This is a genomic window from Nonomuraea sp. NPDC001684 (genome assembly GCF_053596515.1).
Genome location: NZ_JBSFGJ010000132.1, coordinates 1 through 21,375, shown reverse-complemented (window position 1 = coordinate 21,375; position 21,375 = coordinate 1). Strand labels below are relative to the sequence as shown.

15 protein-coding genes are annotated in these 21,375 nt (G+C 71.1%); 11 read left to right on the top strand and 4 right to left on the bottom strand.

What is annotated here, in order from left to right; translation table 11 throughout:
* The 6 genes from ACWCSD_RS23470 to ACWCSD_RS23445 form a co-directional block, all read left to right on the top strand.
* Positions 1-444 (top strand): enolase C-terminal domain-like protein (locus tag ACWCSD_RS23470; protein WP_449917833.1); only part of this gene is annotated, 444 nt, incomplete at its 5' end.
* Between the two features lie 429 nt (positions 445-873).
* Positions 874-2,520 carry a PucR family transcriptional regulator gene (locus tag ACWCSD_RS23465; RefSeq protein ID WP_449917830.1) on the top strand — a complete coding sequence of 549 codons (1,647 nt, stop codon included), beginning with the start codon at positions 874-876 and terminating at the stop codon, positions 2,518-2,520.
* Positions 2,521-2,646: 126 nt separating this feature from the next.
* A complete protein-coding gene (locus ACWCSD_RS23460; RefSeq protein ID WP_449917827.1) occupies positions 2,647-4,587 on the top strand; it encodes an alpha/beta fold hydrolase in 1,941 nt (646 codons plus the stop codon).
* On the top strand, positions 4,587-5,816 hold the full coding sequence (locus ACWCSD_RS23455) for a methylaspartate ammonia-lyase (protein ID WP_449917825.1): 1,230 nt from the start codon (positions 4,587-4,589) through the stop codon (positions 5,814-5,816). The genes ACWCSD_RS23460 and ACWCSD_RS23455 overlap by 1 nt, the downstream gene beginning before the upstream one ends.
* Positions 5,800-7,002 (top strand): CaiB/BaiF CoA transferase family protein, encoded by a 1,203-nt coding sequence (locus ACWCSD_RS23450; protein ID WP_449917823.1) that lies wholly within the window; start codon positions 5,800-5,802, stop codon positions 7,000-7,002. The genes ACWCSD_RS23455 and ACWCSD_RS23450 overlap by 17 nt, the downstream gene beginning before the upstream one ends.
* Entirely contained in the window at positions 6,999-8,255 is a 1,257-nt protein-coding gene (locus ACWCSD_RS23445; protein WP_449917820.1) for an amidase, read from the top strand. The genes ACWCSD_RS23450 and ACWCSD_RS23445 overlap by 4 nt, the downstream gene beginning before the upstream one ends.
* Here the strand turns inward: ACWCSD_RS23445 and ACWCSD_RS23440 are convergent.
* Complete coding sequence (locus ACWCSD_RS23440) at positions 8,235-9,893, bottom strand: DUF885 domain-containing protein (RefSeq protein WP_449917838.1); 1,659 nt, start codon at positions 9,891-9,893, stop codon at positions 8,235-8,237. The two genes, ACWCSD_RS23445 and ACWCSD_RS23440, sit on opposite strands and share 21 nt — an antisense overlap.
* 248 nt (positions 9,894-10,141) lie before the next feature.
* On the opposite strand from ACWCSD_RS23440, the gene ACWCSD_RS23435 reads away from it, so the two are divergent.
* The 4 genes from ACWCSD_RS23435 to ACWCSD_RS23420 are packed head-to-tail and all read left to right on the top strand — an operon-like array spanning position 10,142 to position 15,332.
* Positions 10,142-11,701, top strand: coding sequence for an ABC transporter substrate-binding protein (locus tag ACWCSD_RS23435; RefSeq protein ID WP_449917818.1), 1,560 nt, complete (start codon positions 10,142-10,144; stop codon positions 11,699-11,701).
* 14 nt (positions 11,702-11,715) lie between these two features.
* On the top strand, positions 11,716-12,696 hold the full coding sequence (locus ACWCSD_RS23430) for an ABC transporter permease (RefSeq protein ID WP_031169949.1): 981 nt from the start codon (positions 11,716-11,718) through the stop codon (positions 12,694-12,696).
* Position 12,697: 1 nt separating this feature from the next.
* Positions 12,698-14,581 (top strand): dipeptide/oligopeptide/nickel ABC transporter permease/ATP-binding protein, encoded by a 1,884-nt coding sequence (locus tag ACWCSD_RS23425; protein WP_449917815.1) that lies wholly within the window; start codon positions 12,698-12,700, stop codon positions 14,579-14,581.
* Positions 14,582-14,633: 52 nt separating this feature from the next.
* The gene (locus ACWCSD_RS23420; RefSeq protein ID WP_449917812.1) at positions 14,634-15,332 is read left to right on the top strand and encodes an ABC transporter ATP-binding protein; all 699 of its coding nucleotides are present in this window, start codon (positions 14,634-14,636) and stop codon (positions 15,330-15,332) included.
* Between the two features lie 1,086 nt (positions 15,333-16,418).
* On the opposite strand, the gene ACWCSD_RS23415 is transcribed toward ACWCSD_RS23420, so the two are convergent.
* Positions 16,419-17,708 (bottom strand): tyrosine-type recombinase/integrase, encoded by a 1,290-nt coding sequence (locus ACWCSD_RS23415; protein ID WP_449917809.1) that lies wholly within the window; start codon positions 17,706-17,708, stop codon positions 16,419-16,421.
* Between the two features lie 221 nt (positions 17,709-17,929).
* Here ACWCSD_RS23415 and ACWCSD_RS23410 point away from each other — a divergent pair, with 221 nt between their 5' ends.
* The gene (locus ACWCSD_RS23410) at positions 17,930-18,922 is read left to right on the top strand and encodes an IS3 family transposase (RefSeq protein ID WP_449917836.1); all 993 of its coding nucleotides are present in this window, start codon (positions 17,930-17,932) and stop codon (positions 18,920-18,922) included.
* A 24-nt stretch (positions 18,923-18,946) separates the two neighbouring features.
* On the opposite strand, the gene ACWCSD_RS23405 is transcribed toward ACWCSD_RS23410, so the two are convergent.
* Positions 18,947-19,186: a hypothetical protein gene (locus ACWCSD_RS23405; protein WP_449917806.1), complete on the bottom strand. Its 240-nt coding sequence runs from the start codon at positions 19,184-19,186 to the stop codon at positions 18,947-18,949.
* Between the two features lie 225 nt (positions 19,187-19,411).
* Positions 19,412-21,375, bottom strand: a 1,964-nt coding sequence (locus ACWCSD_RS23400; RefSeq protein WP_449917804.1) for a non-ribosomal peptide synthetase, incomplete at its 5' end; no start/stop codon positions are given.

Sequence of the window (21,375 nt, the reverse complement as noted above, 5' to 3'; positions counted from 1 at the left end):
GTGCTGGGCCATGCCGAGCTGGCCCGCCACCTGCGAACCCCCATCTGCCTGGACGAGTCGATCACCTCCGCCCGGGCCGCGGCCGACGCGATCAGACTGGGCGCGTGCCGTGTCGTCAACATCAAGGCCGGCCGGGTGGGCGGCTACCTCGAGGCCCGGCGCGTGCACGACCTCTGCCAAGCCCACGACGTCCCGGTCTGGTGCGGCGGCATGGTCGAGACCGGCCTGGGCCGCGCGGCGAACGCCGCCCTGGCCGCCCTGCCCGGCATGCGGCTACCAGGCGACATCTCCGCCTCGTCGCGCTTCTACCACCAGGACATCACCCCACCCCTCGAACTCAGCGACGGCTACATGTCAGTCCCAGAAGGCCCGGGCCTGGGTGTCTCCCCCGACCCCGAAGCCCTCGCCGCAGCAACAGTTCACACCGAGTGGCTACCTCTGTAGGAGGCCGCTGAAGAATCGGCGTATCGTCTGTCATGATTTATGCCGATATGCGATGATTTCTGGGTGCGGGGTGTGGAGCGTGCAGACCGGGAGCTTCTCGACGCCGCCGCGCTGGTGGGTCGTCTGGTGCCCCAGGGCAGCATGTTCGCGTTTCTGGCCGCCCCCGGGTCCCGGCCGGCCCGGACACACCCCACCGGCCTACCCGCGCATTCCATCGACCACCGAGCACCCGGACCACCCGCCAACCTCGGGCTGAGCAGACCGATGAAACGCTGATGTTCAGCGTCCTCATAGACAGCGGCGACCGCTTCCGCCCATCCCGCAGTGACCCCGAAGCCCCGTATAAATGGTGCTGCCGCACCAGATCGAGCAGGCCGATAGTGCTGTGGAACAAGATCGGGCCAACCGGCCGTGGCTAGAGTCACGGCTGTGGGGCACCCGGAGCAGCCGGAAGCATCCGTCGTGGTGGACGGACCGTCGATCACGCTGGCCCGGATCCTGGAGGACGCCGGCCACACCCTGCTCCGCCCGGCGTTCGACGGCCAGGACCTCGACCGGATCGTCGACGGCTTGGTGATCTTCGACCCGGCCGACCAGGTCGCCTGGTCGCGGCGCCCCCTGGTTCTTGCCGTCGGGGTCCAGGCTGGTGCGCAGCTCACCGCCCTCAGCGAGCGGGTGGCACGCCAGGGCGGCGCGCTCATCGTCCACGAGAGCGTCGTCGCCTCGCTGACCGGCCCGCGGACCGTCGTGCCGGTGCTCGCGCTTGGCAACGAGAACTCCTGGATCCAGCTCGCCGCGACCCTCGCGCCGCTGGTGAACGGCTCGTCCGGCCCCGCGGTCGCGGCGCCGCTCAGTGGCGTCCCGACCGGCGACCTGTTCGCCCTGGCGAACGCCATCGCCGAGATCCTCGACGCGCCGGTCACGGTCGAGGACCGGGACTCCCGGGTGCTCGCCTTCTCGATCCGGCAGGAGGAGGCGGACCCGTCGCGCATCGGCGCGATCCTCAACCGCCAGGTCACGCCCTGGGCCACGCAGGATCTCACCGAGCGCGGCATCTTCCGCCAGTTGTACCGCACCCAGGAGCCGCTCTTCGTCGATCCGCCCGAGAGCGGGTACGGCGGTTTCACGATGCCCCGCGTCGTGCTGGGCATCCGGGCCGACGACGAGATCCTGGGCTCAGTGTGGGCCGCGGTCCCCGGTCCGCTCTCGGACGAGCGGATGCAGGCTTTCCGCGAGCTGCAGGGCACGGTCGCCGTGCACCTGCTGAGCCACCGCGCGAACGCCAACGTGGAGCGCCGAATGCGTTCGGACCTCACCGCCCAGGTCCTGGCCGGCGGCCCGGAGGCGGAGGAGGTCGCGGCCCGGCTGGGCCTGCCCCACCGCCCGATGCTGGTGCTCGCGGTCGCGCTCCCGGACGGCGAGGAGGAGCCCGCACGCCTGCGTGGCGACCGCGCGGCCGAGCTGCTGCGCATCGGTGACGCGTTCGACATGCACCTCGGCACCGTCCAGCCGGGCGCCTCCGCGGCGCTGGTCGGCGACATCGTGTACGGGATCGTTCCGCTGCCCCCGGCCGCCGACCCGCACTCGGACCGCGGTCAGCGGATGGCGAAGGACTTCCTCGCCCGGGTAGGGCGGCGGTCCGCCGCGGTGATCGGGGTCAGCGCCGTCGCGCCCGACGCCTACGCCCTCCCGCGGGCCCGGGAGGAGGCCGACCGCGCGCTGCGGCTGGCCCGCAGCGCGCAGCTGGGCGACCGCGTCTGCTCGACGGTCGAGCACGCGTACGAGCTGCTCATGATGGAGATGGCCGACCTGGTGTCGGCGCGGGGGATGGGCCTCAGCGGGCCGCTCGCCCGCCTCGTCGAGCAGGACGAGCGCCACGGGTACCTGGTGCCGACACTGCGCGCGTGGCTGGACCACTTCGGCGACAACATCGCCGCGTCGGCGTCGCTGCACGTCCACCCCAACACGTTCCGCTACCGCCTGAAGCGGGTCGCGGAGGTCTCCGGGATAAGCCTGGACAACCACGACGAGCGGCTGTCGCTGATGCTCCAGTTCCGGCTCTTCATGCGCTCCTGACCGGCAGCCTCGTCGCGCGGCGCTACCCGGCGCCCGCAATTTCGTGCCGCGACACCAGCGCCGCCGCCCCCGGACTTGTGACGATCAGCGGTGTCCGGCATCCAGGCAACCGACGAGAGGACCGGTGTGAACCGCTATCTGACTGTCGACGACATCCGGCGGATCGACGTACCCAAGCAACCGGCGATCAGCCCGGACGGCAGCGCGGTCGCCTACGTCGTCCAGACCGACGACCTCGACGCGGACCGCGTCGAGCAGACCCTGTGGCTGGTGCCCACCGGTGGCGGGAACCCGCGCCGCCTGACCGACGGCGTCGGCGACTGCGCCCCGGCCTGGTCGCCGGACGGCCGGCTGCTCGCCTTCCTGCGCACCACCGACGGCCGGCCCCAGATCTGGCTGCTCGACGTCGGGACGTCCGAGGCGCGGCAGCTCACCCGCCGGCCCGGCGGAGCGGGCGCCCCGGCGTTCAGCCCGGACGGCTCGCGGCTGCTGTTCACCGCGCCGGCCGATCCCCCGGAGTCCGAGGGCACGTGGGCGTGGGGCGCGCCGGTCGTGAGCCGTCGCCTCGACTACTACGCCGACGGCGCCGGCGTGCTGAGCGCCCCGCGGCAGCACATCCACGTCGCCGACGTCGGCACGGGCGGATGCGAGCAGATCACCGCCGGCGAGTGGAGCGCATCCGGGGCGGCCTGGTCGGCGGACGGCACCCGGATCGCCTTCTCCGCCGCCCTGTCCGCGGACGCCGACCTCACCCGGCAATCCGCCGCGTACACCATCGACTTAGGCGACCCCGGACGGGTCCCGCGGCCGGCGGGCCCGGAATCCGGCAGCGCCGGGCCGCTCGCCTGGACGGGCGACGGCACCCGGCTGCTGGTCTGCGGCCACCCGGAGGGGCCCGCGCGCTTTACCGGCCTGCTCCTCGTCGATCCGGCGGACGGCACGGTCCGGCACCTCACCGAGCAGATGGACCGGCAGGTCATGTACGGCGCGCCCGGTTATCCCGGCTCGACGCCGCGCGTGGTGCCGCAGCTCGGGACGGTCCTGTTCTGCGTGCGCGAGGGCGGCTACGTCGTGCCGTACACCATGCCCGAGACCGGCGGCACCCCCACCGCGCTGCTCGCGGCGCCCGACCAGAACGTCTCGAGCCTGAGCGTGGCCGGCACACTGGTCGCGTTCCTCGGCAACGGGCCGGACACGTTCGGCGAGATCTACGTCCTGGACCTCACGACCGGCACGTCGACCCAGCTGACCAACCATCGCGAGCGGCTCGGCGACCGGCGTCCGGCCCCGCGCGCCGAGCGTACGTTCACCATCTCCGACGGGACGGCCGTCACCGGATGGGTCATGCGCGACCCCGACGCCACCGGCCCGCAGCCGCTGCTGCTGGACATCCACGGCGGCCCGCACAACGCCTGGAACGGCGCCGCGGAGGCCGTGCACCTCTACCACCACGAGCTCGTCGCGCGAGGCTGGACCGTACTGCTGCTCAACCCGCGGGGAAGCGACGGCTACGGCGAGGAGTTCGCCCGCGCCGTGAGTGGCCGGTGGGGAACCTCGGACACCGCGGACTTCCTCGAGCCCCTCGAAGAGCTCGTCGCCGAGGGGCTCGTCGACAACGACCGCATCGCGGTGACCGGTTACAGCTATGGCGGCTACATGACCTGCTACCTCACCAGCCGCAGCGACCGGTTCGCCGCGGCCGTCGGCGGGGGCGTCATCAGCGATCTGCGCAGCGCCGCCGGCACGACCGACAACCGGCGCGCCCTGTCGACCAGCGAGTGGGGCGGCGCGTTCTGGGCGGACGCCGAGAACTACGCGGCGATGTCGCCCATTACCCACGTGGCCGACGTACGCACTCCCACGCTGCTCCTGCACGGCGGTGCGGACGTCCGCTGCCCGCTCGACCAGGCCAGGCAGTGGCACACGGCGCTGCGCGAGCTCGGCGTGCAGACCGAGATCGTGATCTACCCGGAGGCGTCGCACAACATGCTGTTCAACAGCCCGCCCCGGTTCCGGCGCGACTACAACGCCCGGGTCGTGGACTGGGTGACAAGGTACGCCGGCTGATGCGCGTCTCGGAGATTCTGGCGGTGCCCGGCATCGGCACCTACAGCAACGACGACCAGGCGGCGATCAAGGCCGGGGCGGTACGCGACGGCTACTTCTACGACGGCCCCGCGCTCACCCCGGGCTACCGCGCGATCCGCCAGCCCAGCGAGTCGCTGCAGATTCTGCTCGTCCTCGACGACGACCGCGTGGCCACCGGGGCCGGGGTGTCGGTGCAGTACGCCGGCGGCTCCGGACGCGAGCCCGTCCTGCTGGCGGAGGCGGCCCGCGACCGCTGGCTGCCGGTGCTGCGCGACGTCCTGCTGGACGCGGCCGTGGACTCGTTCCGGGAGACCTCCGCCCTGATCGCGCCGCTCGGGCTGCCACGAGCGGTCGCGTACGGGGTCAGCCAGGCCCTGCTCGATGCGGCCGCGAACGCCACCCGGCGCACGATGGCCGAGGTGGTCGCCGCCGAGTACGGCGGCGCCGATCCGATCGGTCCAGTCCCGCTGCTCGCCCAGTCCGGCGAGGACCGGCGGGGCGCGGTCGACCGGATGGTGCTGCGCCGGGTCGAGAGCCTGCCGCACGGGCTGATCAACAACGCCGATCTGCTCGTCGGGCCCGGCGGCCACCTGCTGCTGGACTATGTCGGCTGGGTACGCGACCGGGTGCTGGCGCGGCGCCCGGACGACGACTACCAGCCGGTGATCCACATCGACTGCTACGGCACCCTCGGCGATGTCTTCCCCTCCACGGCCGAGGTGGCCGGCTTCCTCGCCCGGCTGGCCGAGAAGTGCGCGCCGTTCCCGCTGCGCGTCGAGCAGCCGATGCGCGCGGCGTCGCGGGAGGCCCAGATCGACGTCCTCCTGCGCCTGCGCGAACACGAAACCGGCGTCCAGATCGTCGCCGACGAGTGGTGCAACACCCACGAGGACGTGCTGGCCTTCCTCGACGCGAGGGCGGCCGACATGATCCAGATCAAGATGCCCGACGTCGGCAGCCTCGACGACGCCGTGCGGTCCGTTCTCGCCTGCCGGGCCGCGGGCGTCGCGGCGTACCTCGGAGGGTCGTGCACCGAGACCGACCTGTCGGCCCGCATCGCCACCCACGTCGCGATGGGCGCGGGCGCGGACGTGCTGCTGGCCCGGCCCGGCATGGGCGTCGACGAGGCAGTGATGGTGACCAGGAACGAGATGGCACGCACCCACGCGGTCATCGAGCACAGGAGCAGACGTGACGGGACTCAGTGACATCAGGATCATCGCCGTCGAGCAGTACGGCGCCGGCCCATTCGGATCGTTGCACCTCGCCGAGCTCGGCGCCGACGTGATCAAGATCGAGGACGCGCGTACGGGCGGCGACATCGGGCGGCATGTCCCGCCGTTCGCCGAGGACGACGACAGCCTCTTCTTCCAGAGCTTCAACCGGAACAAGCGCAGCATCTGCCTCGACCTCTCGGTTCCGGCCGGTGTGGCGGTGCTGCACCGCCTCGTCGAGGGCGCCGACGCGCTCATGTACAACCTGCGCGGGGACGTGCCGGACAAGCTCGGCCTCCGGTACGCCGACCTGAGCCACCTCAATCCGCGGCTGGTGGTCTGCTCGCTGTCCGGTTACGGGATGACCGGGCCGCGGCGGGCGGAGCCGGCGTACGACTACGTCGTCCAGGGTCTCGCCGCGTGGATGGACCTGACCGGCGACCCGGCCGGACCGCCGACCAAGAGCGGCCTTTCGCTGGTCGACTACTGCGGCGGAGTCGTCGCGGCGATGTCGTTGCTGGCTGGGGTCCACGTCGCCCGGCGCGACGGCGTCGGCGGCGAGTGCGACGTCAGCCTCTTCGACACGGCGATGGCGATGCTCTCCTACCCGGCGACCTGGTTCCTCACCCGGGGGCACGAGACTCGCCGCAAGACCCGGTCGGCGCACCCCTCGGTAGTGCCGTTCGGCGCCTACCCCACCGCGGACGGCTGGTTGATGCTCGCCTGCGTCAAGCCGGTGTTCTTCGAGCGCCTGACCAAGGTGCTGGACGTCGCCGAGGTCGCCGCCGATCCCCGGTTCGCGACGCTCGCCGGCCGCCAGGCGCACCAGGCCGAGTTGGACGCGGTGCTGGACTCCGCCCTGTCCCGGCACGGCACCGACCACTGGGTCGGCCTGCTGTCGGCGGCGGGCGTGCCGTGCGGCCCGGTCAACGGGCTGCGCGAGGCCTTCGAGGAGCCGCAGGCCGCGCAGCGCGGCCTGGTCGTCGACACCGACCACCCCAGCTTCGGTACGGTACGGCACGTGCGCACGGCGGGACGCGCCTGGTGGGAGAACCCGGCGCCGGACCGCGCGCCGGGCCTCGGCGAGCACCGCGAGCAGATCCTGCGGGAGGAACTCGGCATGAGCGCCGCGGAACTGGCCGATCTTGCACGGGGCGGCGCTTTCGGCGGTGAACGGTGAGCGGCGCTCCCGCCGCCGTGGTGGCGCTCGCCGCCCGGCTGAACGCGTTCACCCAGCTGATCGAGGACGGCAACGGCATCGCGGCCGAGAAGAACGGCCCGATGGCGGACTGGACCATCGCGGTCAAGGACAACATCGACGTCGCCGGGACGGTGCGCACCGACGGGCTCCGCGCCCCGCATCCGCCCGCGGCGGCGATCGACGCGGAGGTGGTGCGCCGGCTGCGGGCCGCCGGCGCGCGGATCGTCGCCAAGGCGAACCTCGAGGAGATCAGCTTCGGGGCGACCACGCAGAACGACACGTGGGGTGCCTGCCGCAACCCGTGGGACCAGGACCGGATCCCCGGCGGCTCGAGCGGCGGGTCGGCCGTCGCGGTCGCCGCGGGCCTGGTCCGGCTCGCGATCGGCACGGACACCGGCGGCTCGCTGCGCAACCCGGCCGCGTTCTGCGGGGTGACCACGCTGCGCCCGAGCCACGGGCTGGTGCCGACGCTGGGAGTGACGCCGCTGAGCCCCAGCATGGACGTCGTCGGGCCGCTCGCGCGTAGTGCGGCCGAGGCCCGCATCGCCCTGGAGGTCATGGCCGGTACGGGCTCGCGGCCCCTTCCGCCGCGGGACCTGTCCAGCTTGACCGTGGCCGTACCCGAGCAGTACTTCCTCGACGACCTGGAGCCCGCGGTCGCCGCCGGCTTCCGCGACCTGCTCGACCTGCTGGGCGCGCACGGCACGAAGATCCGGCGGGTGGCCCTGCGCGACGTCGATCGGGTGCACCAGGCGATGGCCGCGCTGCAGAACTCCGAGGCGATCCGCCACCTCCGGCCGTACTGGCACGACGCCCGCGTCTGCGCCGGGATCAAGGGGCGGATCGAGGCGGGCCGCCGGGTCACCACTGAGGAGATCGAGAGCGCGCTCGAGGTGGCCTTCGTCTGGCGGGCCCGGGTCGACGAGGTGCTCGCCGAGGCCGACGTCATCGCCGTGCCGGCCACGCCCTTCGTCGCGCCCGTTGCCGGGGACGGCGATCTCACCCTCGTCAGCCGGCGGATCAACCAGCTCACCGGCTGCTGGTCGATCACCGGCCTGCCCGTCCTCGGCCTGCCGGTGTCGCCCTCGCCGGCCGGGCTGCCGGTCGGCGCACAGCTGGTCGGCCGGCGCGGCGCCGACCGGGCCCTGCTCATGGTGGGCGAAGCCGTGCAGGCGGTCAGCGACTGGCATCGCCGCCGCCCGCCCGGCGCACTACCCGACGACGCCTGGTAGGGCCGCGGCGACGTGCGCCTCCAGCAAGGGCAGAGGCAGCTGCCCCGCGCCGAGCACCACGTCGTGGAACCGGGCCAGGTCGAAGCCGGCACCCTGCCGGCGCTCCGCCTCCCGCCGGATCCGCACGATCTCGAGCCGGCCGACCAAGTAGGCCAGGGCCTGGCCCGGCGTCACGATGTACCGGTCGACCTCCGCGTCGATGTGCCCCGGGCTCAGCGGGGAGTGCTCGGCCAGGTAGCGCTTGGCCCGCTGCCGGCTCCAGCCCTTGGCGTGCAGGCCGGTGTCGATGACCAGGCGGCAGGCCCGCAGCGAGTCGAACGACAGCATGCCCAGCCGGTCCAGCGGGCTGCTGTAGAGGCCCATCTCGTCGGCGAGCCGTTCGGCGTATAGCCCCCAGCCTTCGAGGAAGCCGGTGACCGTGGTGGTGCGGCGGAACTCCGACAGCTCGGTGAGCTCGGCGGCGAGGCCCATCTGCAGATGGTGCCCGGGAACGCCCTCGTGGAAGGCGAGGGCCTCAACCTCGTACCGGGCCCAGGCGCGCGGATCGGAGACGTTGATGACGAACGTCCCGCCCCGCGAGCCGTCCTTCGGCGCAAGCATGTACTGGCCGAGCGATCCGCTCGTCGCCGCCTCGACCGCGCACGCGGCGCGCGGCAGCCGCCCGAACCAGTCCGGGGCGCGGTCGGTCGCCCGGGCCAGGGCGACCTCCGCGGCGCGTACGAGGCCGGCGGCGTCGTCGAAGTGCAGGGCCGGGTCGTCGCGCATCCTGGCCATGACGGCGGGCACGTCCGAGGTGCCGAAGACCTCCCGGCCGAGGGCGGCGTACTCCTCGTCCAGGGCCGCGACCTGGGCGAGCCCGATCTCGTGGATGCGGTCAGGGTGGAGGTCGGTGGTGGTGTGCGAGCGGACCAGGGTGGCGTAGACGCGATCGCCGTCGTCGAGCCAGCACAGCCCGCACCGCTCGTCGGGCCGCGCTGACGGCGCGACCTCCCATGTCAACGCGTTGGCATAGTCGGCCAGCGCGGGGCGCACCACCTCGCCGACCACCGCGCGCAGGTGATCCGTGCGCGCGGCGCGGTCGACGGCCAGCAGCGGGTCGTCCTCGAGCGGGATGTCCAGCCACTTCCGCACCCTGTCCACGGTGTCCGCCACGGCGAAGGCGACCGGGGTACGGCCGGCCGCGCGGCCCGCAGCGAGACGCTCCAGCCTGTCGCGCAGATTGCGCGCGAAGCCGCGGTACTTCATCGGCAGGGCGCCGGCCACCTTGGCGGACGGGAGCGCCAGCTTGGCGACCCGGCCCGGGAACTGGGTCACCGGCCCGAAGAGCGGGTCGACGTCGAGCTCGGCGAACCGGTGTTCGAGCACGTCGGCTCTGGTCGCGGCCTGCCAGGCGAGGACCGCGCCGTCGAGCGAGACGGGTGTGCCGTCCGGCGTACGGACGAGCGCGGCGGCGGCATGTGCCACCTCGCGCAGCTCGCCGAGCTCGGCCGCCTCGGCCGTCGCGCTGACGTCCTCGAAGTGCCCTGCCACCGAGTACTCACCGATCAGGTGCGCCCAGGTGGGCGCCGTGCGGTACCGGAGCTCCTGGTACCGCTTGCCGAGGCTTTCGACGTCCACCAACCCGAACCCCTCCGTCATTTGATCCACGTTTCACCTAGTCGGGTACGGTCTGACGGACGACGTTAAAGTGAGGGGCGACCGTGGGGCTTGGGTCTGGCCACGATCGAGCACGGGCACCTTTGTGGGCTTGTACAAGAATCGCTGCCGCGCTGTGGCTTCAATCGTGGGTTACATCACCCAGCGCCGAGCTGGCTCGTCCCGCCGGCCGCAGAGGAAGTCACGCGCCAATGGTCCGAAATCGCCCTTTTCGTGTCTCGATTTCCGTATTGTGCTCGACGGTCGCGCTGGCTGCCTGCTCCAACGGTGGGAGCACCGGTAGCTCGTCCGGCGACGACTATGCCGACGGCGGCTCGCTCACCATCGCGATCGACAGCGACCCCGGTGCGCTCGACCCGCAGCGCTCGGTCAACGGCGTCAACAAGATGATGGCCGTCTTCGCCTACGACACGCCCGTCAAGCTGCTGGACTCCGGCGAGGTGGCGCCCAGCGTCGTCAAGTCGTGGACCGGCGAGGGAACCTCCTACACGCTGACCGTCCGCGAGGGCGTCACCTGCTCGGACGGCTCGCCGATGGACGCGCAGACGGTGGCCGACAACATCAACTACGTGGCCGCCGAGGGCAACGGCTCACCCATGCGCGGCGCCGCCGTTCCTGCCGGCGCCACGGCAACGGCCGACAAGGCCGCCGGCACCGTCGCGGTCAAGCTCAAGGAGGGCGCGCCCTTCTTCTTGCAGAACCTGGCCGAGCTGCCGCTGGTCTGCTCGAGCGCCATCAAGAGCCGCGACTCCCTTAAGGCCGCCTCCGCCGGCTCCGGTCCGTTCGTCCTCTCCAGCGTGCAGGCCGGCAACCAGTACACGTACACCCGCCGCGACGGGTACGCCTGGGGGCCGAACGGCGCCTCGACCGCCGAGAAGGGCATGCCGGCGAAGGTGACCTTCAAGCTCGTGACGAGCGTGACCACGACGGCCAACCTCCTGCTGAGCAAGGGCGTCAACATCTCGCACCTCTCCGGTGCCGACACCCAGCGGCTCAAGGCCGCCAAGGTGTTCTCGGACGGCGGCAGCATCATCGACGACGAGCTCACCTTCAACCAGGCCGCCGGTCTGCCGACCGCCGACGTCAACGTCCGGCGCGCGCTCGTCGGCGCTCTCAACATGAAGGAACTGGCCCAGGTCGCCACCAGCGGCCTCGGACAGGAGGCCAACGGGCTGCTGACCGACCCGAAGATCTGCAGCGGTGACACCGTCACCCCGAACAAGCCGGCGTACGACGCGGCCGCCGCGGCGGCGCTGCTCGACCGGGCCGGCTGGACGGCCGCCGGCGGCGGAGCCCGGGCCAAGGACGGCAAGCCGCTCGAGGTCGCGTTCGTCTACGACAACGAGGACACCACGACCGCGGCGGCGGCCGAGTACATCGGCCAGAAGTGGACGGCGCTCGGCGTCAAGGTGGACCTCAAGGGGCAGTCGTTCGCCGCGCGGTCCGATGTCGTCTTCGGCGGCAAGGGCCCGTGGACCGCGACCCTCATCGGCCTCGGCGTGTCCAACCCGGCCACGCTCGTGCCGTTCTTCTCCGGTGCCACCCCGTCGAATGGCGGCATCAACTACGGCTCGATGCACAACGACGTCTTCGACAGCTCGATCAAGGCGGCGCAGGCGAAGTCCGGCACCGGCGGCTGCGCCGACTGGAACGCGGGCGAGGGCGCCCTGATCAAGGACGCGGACATCACCCCGATCGCCGTCTCGCCCTACCTCTACTGGGGCAACGGGGCCAAGTTCGACGTCGTCGCCCGCGTGCTGGAGCCCACCTCGCTCCGGGTTCTGCGCTAGGTACGGCGGGGAGGATGGGAGGTTCTGTGAAGTCGTCGCTGCGCGCCAGGCACCCGTGGCCGGTCTTCCTGATCCGGCGGCTGGGGAGGTTCGTCGTCTCGCTGGCGGTCGTCGTCACCGCATCGTTCGCCATGGTCCACGCGCTGCCGGGCGACCCGGTACGCGGAGCCCTGGGCCTGATGGCGCCGCCGGAGACCATCGCGGCCACCCGGGAGCGTCTCGGGCTCAACGACCCGCTGTGGCGACAGTACCTGGACTATCTCTGGAACCTGCTCCACCTCGACCTCGGTACGTCCCTGGACACCCAGACGCCGGTGCGGGAGAAGATGGCACAGCTGGTGCCCGCGACCCTCCAGCTCGGCCTGACCGCGTTCGTGGTCTGCCTCGCGGTGGCGATACCGGTGGGCCTGCTCCTCGGTATCGCCACCCGGGACGGCCGGGGCCGCGGCCTGCACTTCGGCTTCGGCGGCGTGACCGGGCTCGCGCTCTCCGTGCCGGACTACCTGGTGTCGGTCGGACTCGTGTTCGTCTTCGCCGTCTCCCTCAATGCGCTGCCGGTCGCGGGCTTGTCCGGTCCCGCGTCGTTCGTGCTGCCGGTGACCGCCCTCGTCGTGGGGCCGGCCGCCTACCTGGCGCGGATCGTCCGGGCCGAGACCCAGCGGGTGCTCGGCGAGGACTACATCCGGGCGGCGCGCGCGAAGCGCCTCCCGGCGCGGCTGATCTACCTGCGGCACGCGCTGCCGAACACGCTGACCCCGACGCTGACCGTCTCCGGCATGATCCTCGCGTCGATGGTGGCCGGCACCGTGCTTGTGGAGAACGTGTTCGCCTGGCCCGGCGTCGGCGCCGAGCTCGTGCATTCGGTGCTCGCCAAGGACTACCCGGTCGTCCAGGCGGTCGCGCTCTTCTTCGGCGCCGGCATCCTGCTGATCAACCTCGCGGTCGACATCGCGATCGCCGTCATCGACCCGCGCTCGACGATCAAGGAGAGCTGACGTGTCCTGGTCACGTACCCGCCATCACCTGTTGTCGCCACTCGGTGTGGTCACGGTCGCCCTGCTGCTGCTCCTGGTCGCGACCGCCGTCGTGGCGCCGCTGCTGCTCGGCGACCGGGCCACGGAGATCGCGGGCGGCGCGCTCCAGGCGGGACCGTCGGCAGCGCACCCGTTCGGCACGGACGCCCTTGGACGCGACGTCCTCACGCGGACGCTGGTGGCCACCCGGCTGTCCCTCGTCCTCGCTCTGCTGGTCGTCGGCATCGGCGTGGCCTGCGGGCTGATCATCGGCACCGTCCCCGTCGTGCTCGGCCGGCGCGCCGGCCGAGCGGTGGTCGCCGTCCTGAACCTGATGGTCGCCTTTCCCGGGCTGCTGCTCGCCCTGTTCCTCGCCATGATCTTCGGAGTGGGGGCGCGCGGCGCCGTGCTGTCGATGGCGATCGCCTTCGCGCCCTCGTTCGCGCGGCTGACCCACACCACCGCCAGCGGCGTCGCGAACGCCGACTATGTCTCCGCCGCGCGACTGCTCCGGGTCCCGCGGTGGCGGATCCTGATTCGCCACGTCATCCCGAACATCTCCGAACCCCTCGTCATCAACGCGACCAGCCAGGTCGGGGCGGCGCTGCTCAGCATATCGGCACTGTCCTACATCGGCTTCGGCGTGCAACCGCCGCAATACGACTGGGGACGCATGCTCGCCGACGGGCTGCCGGCCATCTACACCAACCCGGCGGCCGCGCTCGCGCCGTCCATCATGATCGTCGTCGCGGGTCTCGCATTCGTCCTCGCCGGCGAGCTGCTGACCCAGGTCCTCGGCGGCAGCCAGCACGGTCACCTCCGGCTCCCGTCCCTCAGGTCCCAGCGCCGGGACACGGCCCCGGCCGAGACGCCGCCACCGGGCGACGAGGTGCTCCGGATCGAGCGCCTGACCGTCACCGTACCCGGCGAGACCGCGCCCTTCTCCCCGGTCGTCGACGTCAGCATGCGCCTTCGCCGTGGCGAGATCGTCGGGCTGGTCGGCGAGTCGGGATCAGGCAAGAGCCTCACCGCCATGGCGGCCGCACAGCTCACCTCGTACCCGAACGTCGCTGAGGCCGACGTGCACCAGATCAAGGGCAACGAGCTGCGGCGGATGCGCCCCCGCGACCGCGAGCGGCTGCTCGGCACCTCGCTCGCGATGGTGTTCCAGGACCCGATGTCGTCGCTGAACCCGACGCTCAAGGTCGGACGCCAGCTCGCCGAGGTCGCGGAGACCCACGAACGCCTCAGCCGCCGGGACGCGTGGCGACGAGCCGTCGACCGCCTCAGCGCAGTGCTGATCACCGACCCGCAGGCGCGGGCGAAGCAGTACCCGATGGCGTTCTCCGGCGGCATGCGCCAGCGCGCGTCGATCGCGATGGGTCTCATGGCCCAGCCGGCGCTGATCGTCGCCGACGAGCCGACCACCGCCCTCGACGTGACCGTCCAGAAGGAGGTGCTCAGCCTACTGCGGCGCATCTCCCGGGAGAGCGACGCCGCCGTCCTGCTGATCAGCCACGACATCGCGGTGGTGGCTGAGAACGCCTCCCGGGTCCTGGTCATGTACGCCGGCCGGGTGGTCGAGGAACTGCCGGTCAGCGGGCTCGCCGAGGCCGCGCATCCGTACACCCGCGCGTTGATCGCGAGCATCCCGGACATGTCGACGGACCGGTCGCGGCCGCTCGCGAACATTCCCGGCCGCCCGCCGCACGCCTCTGACCTGCCGCCGGGCTGCGCGTTCGCGCCCCGGTGCGGCCGGGCGGACGACCGATGCCGGCAGGCGCGTCCCGAACTGGCCGACTCGGGCGGTGGCGGCGCCGTCGCCTGCTGGCATCCGCTGCTGCCAGTCCTAGAAAGCGAGGCGTGACGTGCTCGAGCTCCGCGACATAGTTGTCCGGTACGGCCATCATCAGGGAGCCGTGACGGCCGTCGACGAGGTCAGCTTGACCGTGGCGGCCGGCTCGGTCGTAGGGCTCGTCGGCGAGTCGGGGTCCGGCAAGTCGACCCTCGCCCGGGCGGTGGTCAGCCTCGCCCCGCTCACCTCGGGCGCGATCCTCTGGAAGGGGGCGGTGCTCGACCCGCGCGACCGCCCGCCGTTGCAGTATGTGTTCCAGGACCCGTACGCGTCCCTCAACCCGCGGATGAGCGTCGGCGCGTCGATCGCCGAGGGCCTGCCCCGGGGGAGCGGGCGGCGGGAGCGGTCGGCCCGGGTCACCGAGCTGCTCGAGATGGTCCGGCTCGATCCTGGCGACGTCCACAAGCGCCCCCGGCAGCTCTCCGGCGGACAGCGGCAGCGCGTCGCCATCGCCCGCGCCCTCGCCGCCGAGCCCGAGGTCCTGATCGCCGACGAGATCACGTCGGCGCTCGACGTCTCGGTCCAGGGTGCCGTGCTCAACCTGCTCAAGGAGATCCAGACCCGGACCGGTGTCGGAATCCTGTTCATCTCGCACAACCTTGCCGTGGTCCGCTACGTGGCCGACTCGATCGCGGTCATGAAGTCCGGCCGGCTCGTCGAGCACGGTACGACGGAGGACGTCATCGAGCGTTCCGCGCACCCGTACACGAAGCAGCTCCTCGAAGCCGTCCCGACCATGACGATGGGCAATGGCCGCTCATAGCCGAGAGTCGATGCCGGACTCGAGGTGTCCAAGCCGTTCCTCATCGACACCTGCTCGACGCTCGACCTGGTGGCGGTGGGCGCTGATCCTGCGCCGCCGGGCGTCGTACCACCCGGGTCATCCTCGGAGGGGCCGTCGGTAAGCAGCTCGCCGGCGTAGCCGCCCCCACCGCGACACCGAGCTTGCGCATCCGCATGGCCTCGGTGAGGTGCGGCGGATGGTCCCGCCGGACGAAATCCGCAGCCGGCGGACCGATGCCGGACAGCGCGCTCCGCTCGATCCCCCCGGCCGGCGGAGACCTTCGGCCGGCCCGCCTTGGTCCGCCAGGTCACGGCGGTGGCCCACACCGCAGCCCTGCGCCTGCCGAAAAGTACGTCCGTGCATCTCAAGTGGCATTTGAGTACTTGTGGAGGATGCCTCTGAGCCGGTCGCGTCGGCGTACGTTCAGGTCGACGGTGCTCGCGCAGGGCATGGCGTAGATGGTGTGCCGCTCGAATATCGAGTTACGTGGTCTGAGCTGTGGTTACCCATCGTGGTGTTATTCGTTGATCGCGCCGCTGACGGTGGGGGAGGTGGATGGAGCGCAGGTGGTCATTCGAACGGCCACGGGCTGGCTGCGTTGTCAACCGGATCACTGGGGCGCTTCCTCGATGAGGAACGGTTCGCCTCATCTCAGGGTCTCTGTCAAGTTTCCGAGGGGTCTTGGTGATGGCCAGGGTAGGAGCGGCGTACCGTTCGCCGGCCGTCAGCTTGCCGACGCCATCTCGAAGGCGGCGAGGCGGCGTGGCCGCCTTCGCGGGAGCACGTGCCGAGCACAGGGACCGGGATCCATGTGGCGTGACGGCGGGCTTTGGGTGCAAGATCGATGATGTGGGCGACCCGCGGTGATCAAATCGGGTGTCCACCGTGCTCGGTGCGTGCTCGTACGCCCCGTCCCTCGCCGTCAGGGCCCGGCACCGCTTGACACGCACTTCTAATCCGACGGTCGCAGGTTCGAATCCTGCAGGGCGCGCTTCTTCACCTGCGGAAACTCCAGACGCTGTCGCGTCTGTTGGCGGCATGAGGCAAATGTGGGGCAATCCTGAGTCAGCTCCCGAGCTGTCGCCCCAGTGCGGACGCCGCGTTCAGCACCAGCTGGGCTGTCTCGCGGGCTGCTTCGTGGGCCACGTCCGGGAGCACCGAGACGTAGGTGTCGGCGGTCAGCACGATGCTGGCGTGCCCCAGCATGGCCTGTACCACCTTCAGGTCGGTATGCGCGGCCAGCGCCAGCGTGGCGGCGCCATGGCGCAGATCGTGCAGCCGGATCGGTGGCAGCCCGGAGGCGGCCACCAGCCGGCGGAACCGGCCGGTGAGATAGTCCGGCCGCAGTGGCGTACCTGTAGCGGTGGTGAACACGTACCCAGAGTCCTGCCAGCCTGCATCCGCTGTCGCGCGCAGTTCCTCTTGGCGCTCGCGGTGCCGGGCCAGCACCTGTATGGTTTCCGCGTCCAGGGCCACTACCCGGCAGCTGGCGGCGCTCTTCGGCGGGCCGACCATGACCTGGCCGTCGGCGTGTACTCGTTGTTGCGCCACCGTCAGCTCCGCACCTTGCAGGTCGACGTCCGTCCAGCGTAGACCGGCCAGCTCACCGCGGCGCAGGCCGCGCAGCGCGGCCAGCCACCAGGCGGCGTACAGGCGGTCCTGTGCGACGCTGGTCAGGAATGCTGCGAGCTGTTGTTCGGTCCAGACCGCCACCGCCGGACGCTCTCCCGCTTGATGCCAGCGGGCCGTCCGCCCGGCGGTCCAGAAGACTGGATGCGGTCGCCGCGGACGGGGGAGTTCGGCGCCGTTGGCCGGGTTGACCGGGATCAGCCGGGCACGGACCGCCGCGTTCAGCGCGGTCCGCAAAGTGGCGTGGATCCGCACCGCGGTGGCTGGTGACAGTCGACGGCCGGTCGGCGAGGGACGGGACGCGAGCGTCGTGAGTAGTCCGTTGACGTCGCGGGAAGTCAGTTTGTGCAGCCTGATCTTTCCCAGTCGAGGATCGAGGTAGAGGCGGATGTGTGTCGCGTAGCCCTGCCGGGTCGATGGACGGAGGGCGTTCTTGGTGGCTAGCCAGCGTGCCAGCCACTGCCCGAGCGTGCATCCGGCCCCTGCGCCGTCGTGGTCGGCAGCGGCCAGGGCCCGGCCTGCCGCTTGCGCTTCCTCGGGGTCGGTGTAACCGCCTTGGCGGATGCGCTGCCGTTGCCCGTCCAGGCCGCGTATCTGTACCGCGAAGTACCAGCTGCCGTGATCGTCATCCGCTGGCAGACGCGGACATGTCACGCCTCGCTGACGTCCCGTTTCCGCATCCACACAGCCGCATCGCCTGCTGACCTGCACACGTGTCTTTGCCATCCGTCACACCTCCCCAAGGTGCGGGACGACAGACCCGCCGGCTACCGCTCGCATCCGATCAGGGTTTCCATGCGAGGCAGCGGCCGCGAAGCTCATGATGGCACGACCGAACTCACCGCTCCGTGATCGAGTTCATTCACGGCATCCGGATACAGGTTCGCCTTGATCCCGGCCTCGGAGAGAGTCTTGTCCATGAGCGGAGGGAACGTCCCATTCCGATCTTGGAGCAGAAACGCGACTCCATCGAACCCAGGGCACACCAAGGTCTCCATCAAAGTCGGGACGGTTCACTCGTGACCTTCATCGACCAGCACGCCGACGTGTTAGGTGTCGAGCCGATCTGCCGTGTCCTGACCCAGCACGGCTGCCCCATCTCCACCAGCACCTACTACGCCGCCAAGAACCGCCCGCCCTCGGCCCGGGCCGTGCGCGACGCCGAACTGGACGAGCACATCACCCGCATCCACGCTGACAACTACGGCGTCTACGGCGCCCGCAAGATCTGGCATCAGCTGCAGCGCGAAGGGCACCGGGTGGCCCGCTGCACGGTCGAACGCCGCATGCGCGCCCTCGGCCTGCAGGGCGCGCGTCGCGGTAAGAAGGTGCGTACCACCGTGGCCGATCCCGGCCATGAGCGGGCGACTGATCGACTGCGCCGGGACTTCACCGCAAGCCGGCCGAACGCCGCCTGGGTGGCCGACTTCACCCACGTGACCGCCTGGTGCGGCGTCGTCTACGACGCCTTCGTGGTTGACGTCTATTCCCGGGCGATCGTCGGCTGGGCCGCCTCGCTGACCAAGCACACCACGCTCGTACTCGACGCCCTGGACATGGCCCTGTGGCGGCGGGAGCGTATCGGCCGGCCAGTCGAGCCGGGGCTGATCCATCACAGCGATGCCGGTAGTCAATACACGTCTTTCCGGTTCACCACGCATCTGCTGGCGGCCGGGATCGACGCCTCCGTCGGCAGCGTCGGCGACGCGCTTGACAACGCCCTGATGGAATCGCAGATCGGCCTCTACAAGACCGAGCTGATCAAGCCCCGAGGACCCTGGCGCAGCCTGGCCGACGTCGAGCTGGCCACCGCCGAATGGGTCGACTGGTTCAACGCCACCCGCCTGCACTCAGCGATCGGGCACCTGCCACCAGAGGAGTTCGAAGCTTTCTCCTACGCTCAACACCAGCCCAACGAACCCGCCGGAATCAAGCGTTAAGGTCTCCATCGAAGTCGGGGCGCTTCATGTGCCCGGCGTCACGATCCGATGGAGGCGAGGCCGCGTTGGCAACAGTCGCGCCAGCGCGGCCAGCAGCGCTCGGTCGGCCCAGTCTGGTCGTGGTCGGGAGACCTGACGACGCAGGACGGCGACCTCATGACGCAGCACCAAGATCTCTACGTCCTTGGAGGTGTCGCCCCGTGTGAGAAGCGTCAACCAGCCGAACAACCGGACCATCAGCAGATACAGCAGGCGTAGAAACACGAGTGCCGAGGATAGAAGGCCGGATCAGATGCCACGGGCGAGGCTTTGGCACCTCACAGGTGCTGAACATCGTCATAAGGCATTCCGCATGTTCGCAAGTACGGCTTGATCTTATCTGGCCCGGAAACATGACCACCTCGGCTGGAACGCGGAGCCGTCCGCGCCCTCATCTCCGCCCTCCGGCGGAACCGCCCTCCGCCGGGCGGCCATCTTCACCAATTCCGATCAGTCCTCCATCAACGCGGCGGCCTCCTCGTCGGACAACTGGTCGATCTCGGCGATCAGGCGCGCTTCCACGGCGGCGGCCAGGCGGCGCACCGTCCTGGTCTGGAAGAGCGTGTTGAGCGGCAACTCGAGGTCCAGCTCGGAGCAGATCCGGGCGATCACGCGGGCGCCGAGCATGGAATGTCCGCCCAGGTCGAAGAAGTCCTCGTCCACACCGAACTCGTCGTGACCGAGCACTTCGCCCCAGATCTCGTGTACCAGTTCCTCCGCGGCGGTCACCGGGGCGGAGCCGGCGGCGGGGGCCTGCGCTCGGGGCGGTGCCGGCAGCGCGGCGCGGTCGAGCTTGCCGTTGGGCAGTCGGGGGAAGGAGTCGACGCCGACGTAGAAGCTGGGGACCATCGTGGGCGGCAGCCGCTCCTCCAGGAAGGTGCGCAACTCCGCCACCGGGACGTGCCCGTCCACATAGGCCACCAGAGCCGGCCCGCCCGAAGCGTCGGCACGGACCGCCGCTGCGGCGTGCCGGACACCGGGATGGGCCGTCAGTACCGACTCCACCTCGCCGAGTTCGATCCGGACACCCCGCACCTTCACCTGATCGTCCACCCGTCCGACGAACTCCAGCAGGCCGTCCGCGCCGCGCCTCACCAGATCGCCGGTGCGGTAGAGTCGGCCACCCTTGCCGTACGGGTCGGGGACGAAAGACGACGCGGTGAGCGCCGCCCGGCGGTAGTAGCCGCGTGCCAGTCCGTCGCCGCCCAGGCAGAGCTCGCCCGTCACGCCGATCGGCACCGGCTCCATGGCCTCATCCAGGACGTATGCGGTGGTGTTGGCCACCGGACTGCCGATCGAGATGGTCCGGTCCTGCGGCTGGAGGCGATGGGTGAGGGACCAGATGGTGGTCTCGGTGGGGCCGTACATGTTATGCACCTGTCCGGCCGCCTCCTGCAGCCGGCCCGCCAGCCCGGCCGTGAGCGGCTCACCTCCGCTGAACACGCGGGGCAGCCCAGGGGGCAGCCGGTCGATCAGCTCTGCCAGAACCGACGGCGGTGCCTGGACGGTGGTCACCTCCGTTTCAGCCCGCAGCGGGCCGCTTTCCGGCGGCGGTGCCACCACCGTCACGCCCCCGGCCAGCAGCGGCCCGAAGATTTCGAGAGCAGCGATGTCGAAGGAGAGAGGGGTGAGCAGCAGCATACGCTCGGTGGCGTCGAAGGCGAGGCTCTCGACCAGGTTGACCACGCCTCGGTGCGGCACCATGACCCCCTTGGGGACACCCGTGGAGCCGGAGGTGTAGATGACGTAGGCGAGGCTGTCGGGAGACACGTGCGGGAGTACGAGATCGCCCGGCGGGACCGAGGGGAATTCCGCGGCCACGAAGGTCGCCACCCCGGGCAGCCGTTCGGCCAGCTCAGCCGTGGTCAGCGCCAGAGCGCACCCGGAGTCCTCCAGCATGAAGCGCAGCCGGGCCGCCGGATAACGCGGATCGAGCGGCACGTAACAGCCGCCTGACTTCAGCACCGCGAGCAGTGCGATCAGCAGCTCGCCACTCGGTGGCAGGCATACGGCCACCGGTGACTCCGCGCCGACGCCACGCTCGATCAGCGCGGACGCCAGGGCGGACGATCGCCGGTCGAGTTCGCCGTAGGTCAGCGTGCTCTTCTCGTGCGGGACGGTCACGGCGGGCGCGTCGGGCTCGGCCGACGCGCGGGCACCGATCAGCTCGTGCAAGGACTGCTGAGGGTACGATCTGCGCGGGCCGTGCCAGGATGCCAGCACGTGTTGGCGGCGCGCCCCGGACATCAGCGGCAGGCGCGACAGCGGTAGCGCGGGATCGGCGGTGGCCGCGTCGAGCAGCGAGAGATACCCCTCGGTGAGCCTGACCACGGTGTCCCTGTCGAACAGGTCGGTGTTGTACTCGAGCCAGCCGCGGCTCCCACTCCAGGCCGAGGAACGCGCAGATCTCGCGG

What these genes read in the sequence shown, in the direction of transcription:
- ACWCSD_RS23455 (WP_449917825.1), top strand. Translation starts at nt 4,587, where the DNA reads ATGCGCGTCTCGGAGATTCTGGCGGTGCCCGGCATCGGCACCTACAGC.
- ACWCSD_RS23440 (WP_449917838.1), bottom strand. Translation starts at nt 9,893, where the DNA reads ATGACGGAGGGGTTCGGGTTGGTGGACGTCGAAAGCCTCGGCAAGCGG.
- ACWCSD_RS23430 (WP_031169949.1), top strand. Translation starts at nt 11,716, where the DNA reads ATGGGAGGTTCTGTGAAGTCGTCGCTGCGCGCCAGGCACCCGTGGCCG.
- ACWCSD_RS23415 (WP_449917809.1), bottom strand. Translation starts at nt 17,708, where the DNA reads ATGGCAAAGACACGTGTGCAGGTCAGCAGGCGATGCGGCTGTGTGGAT.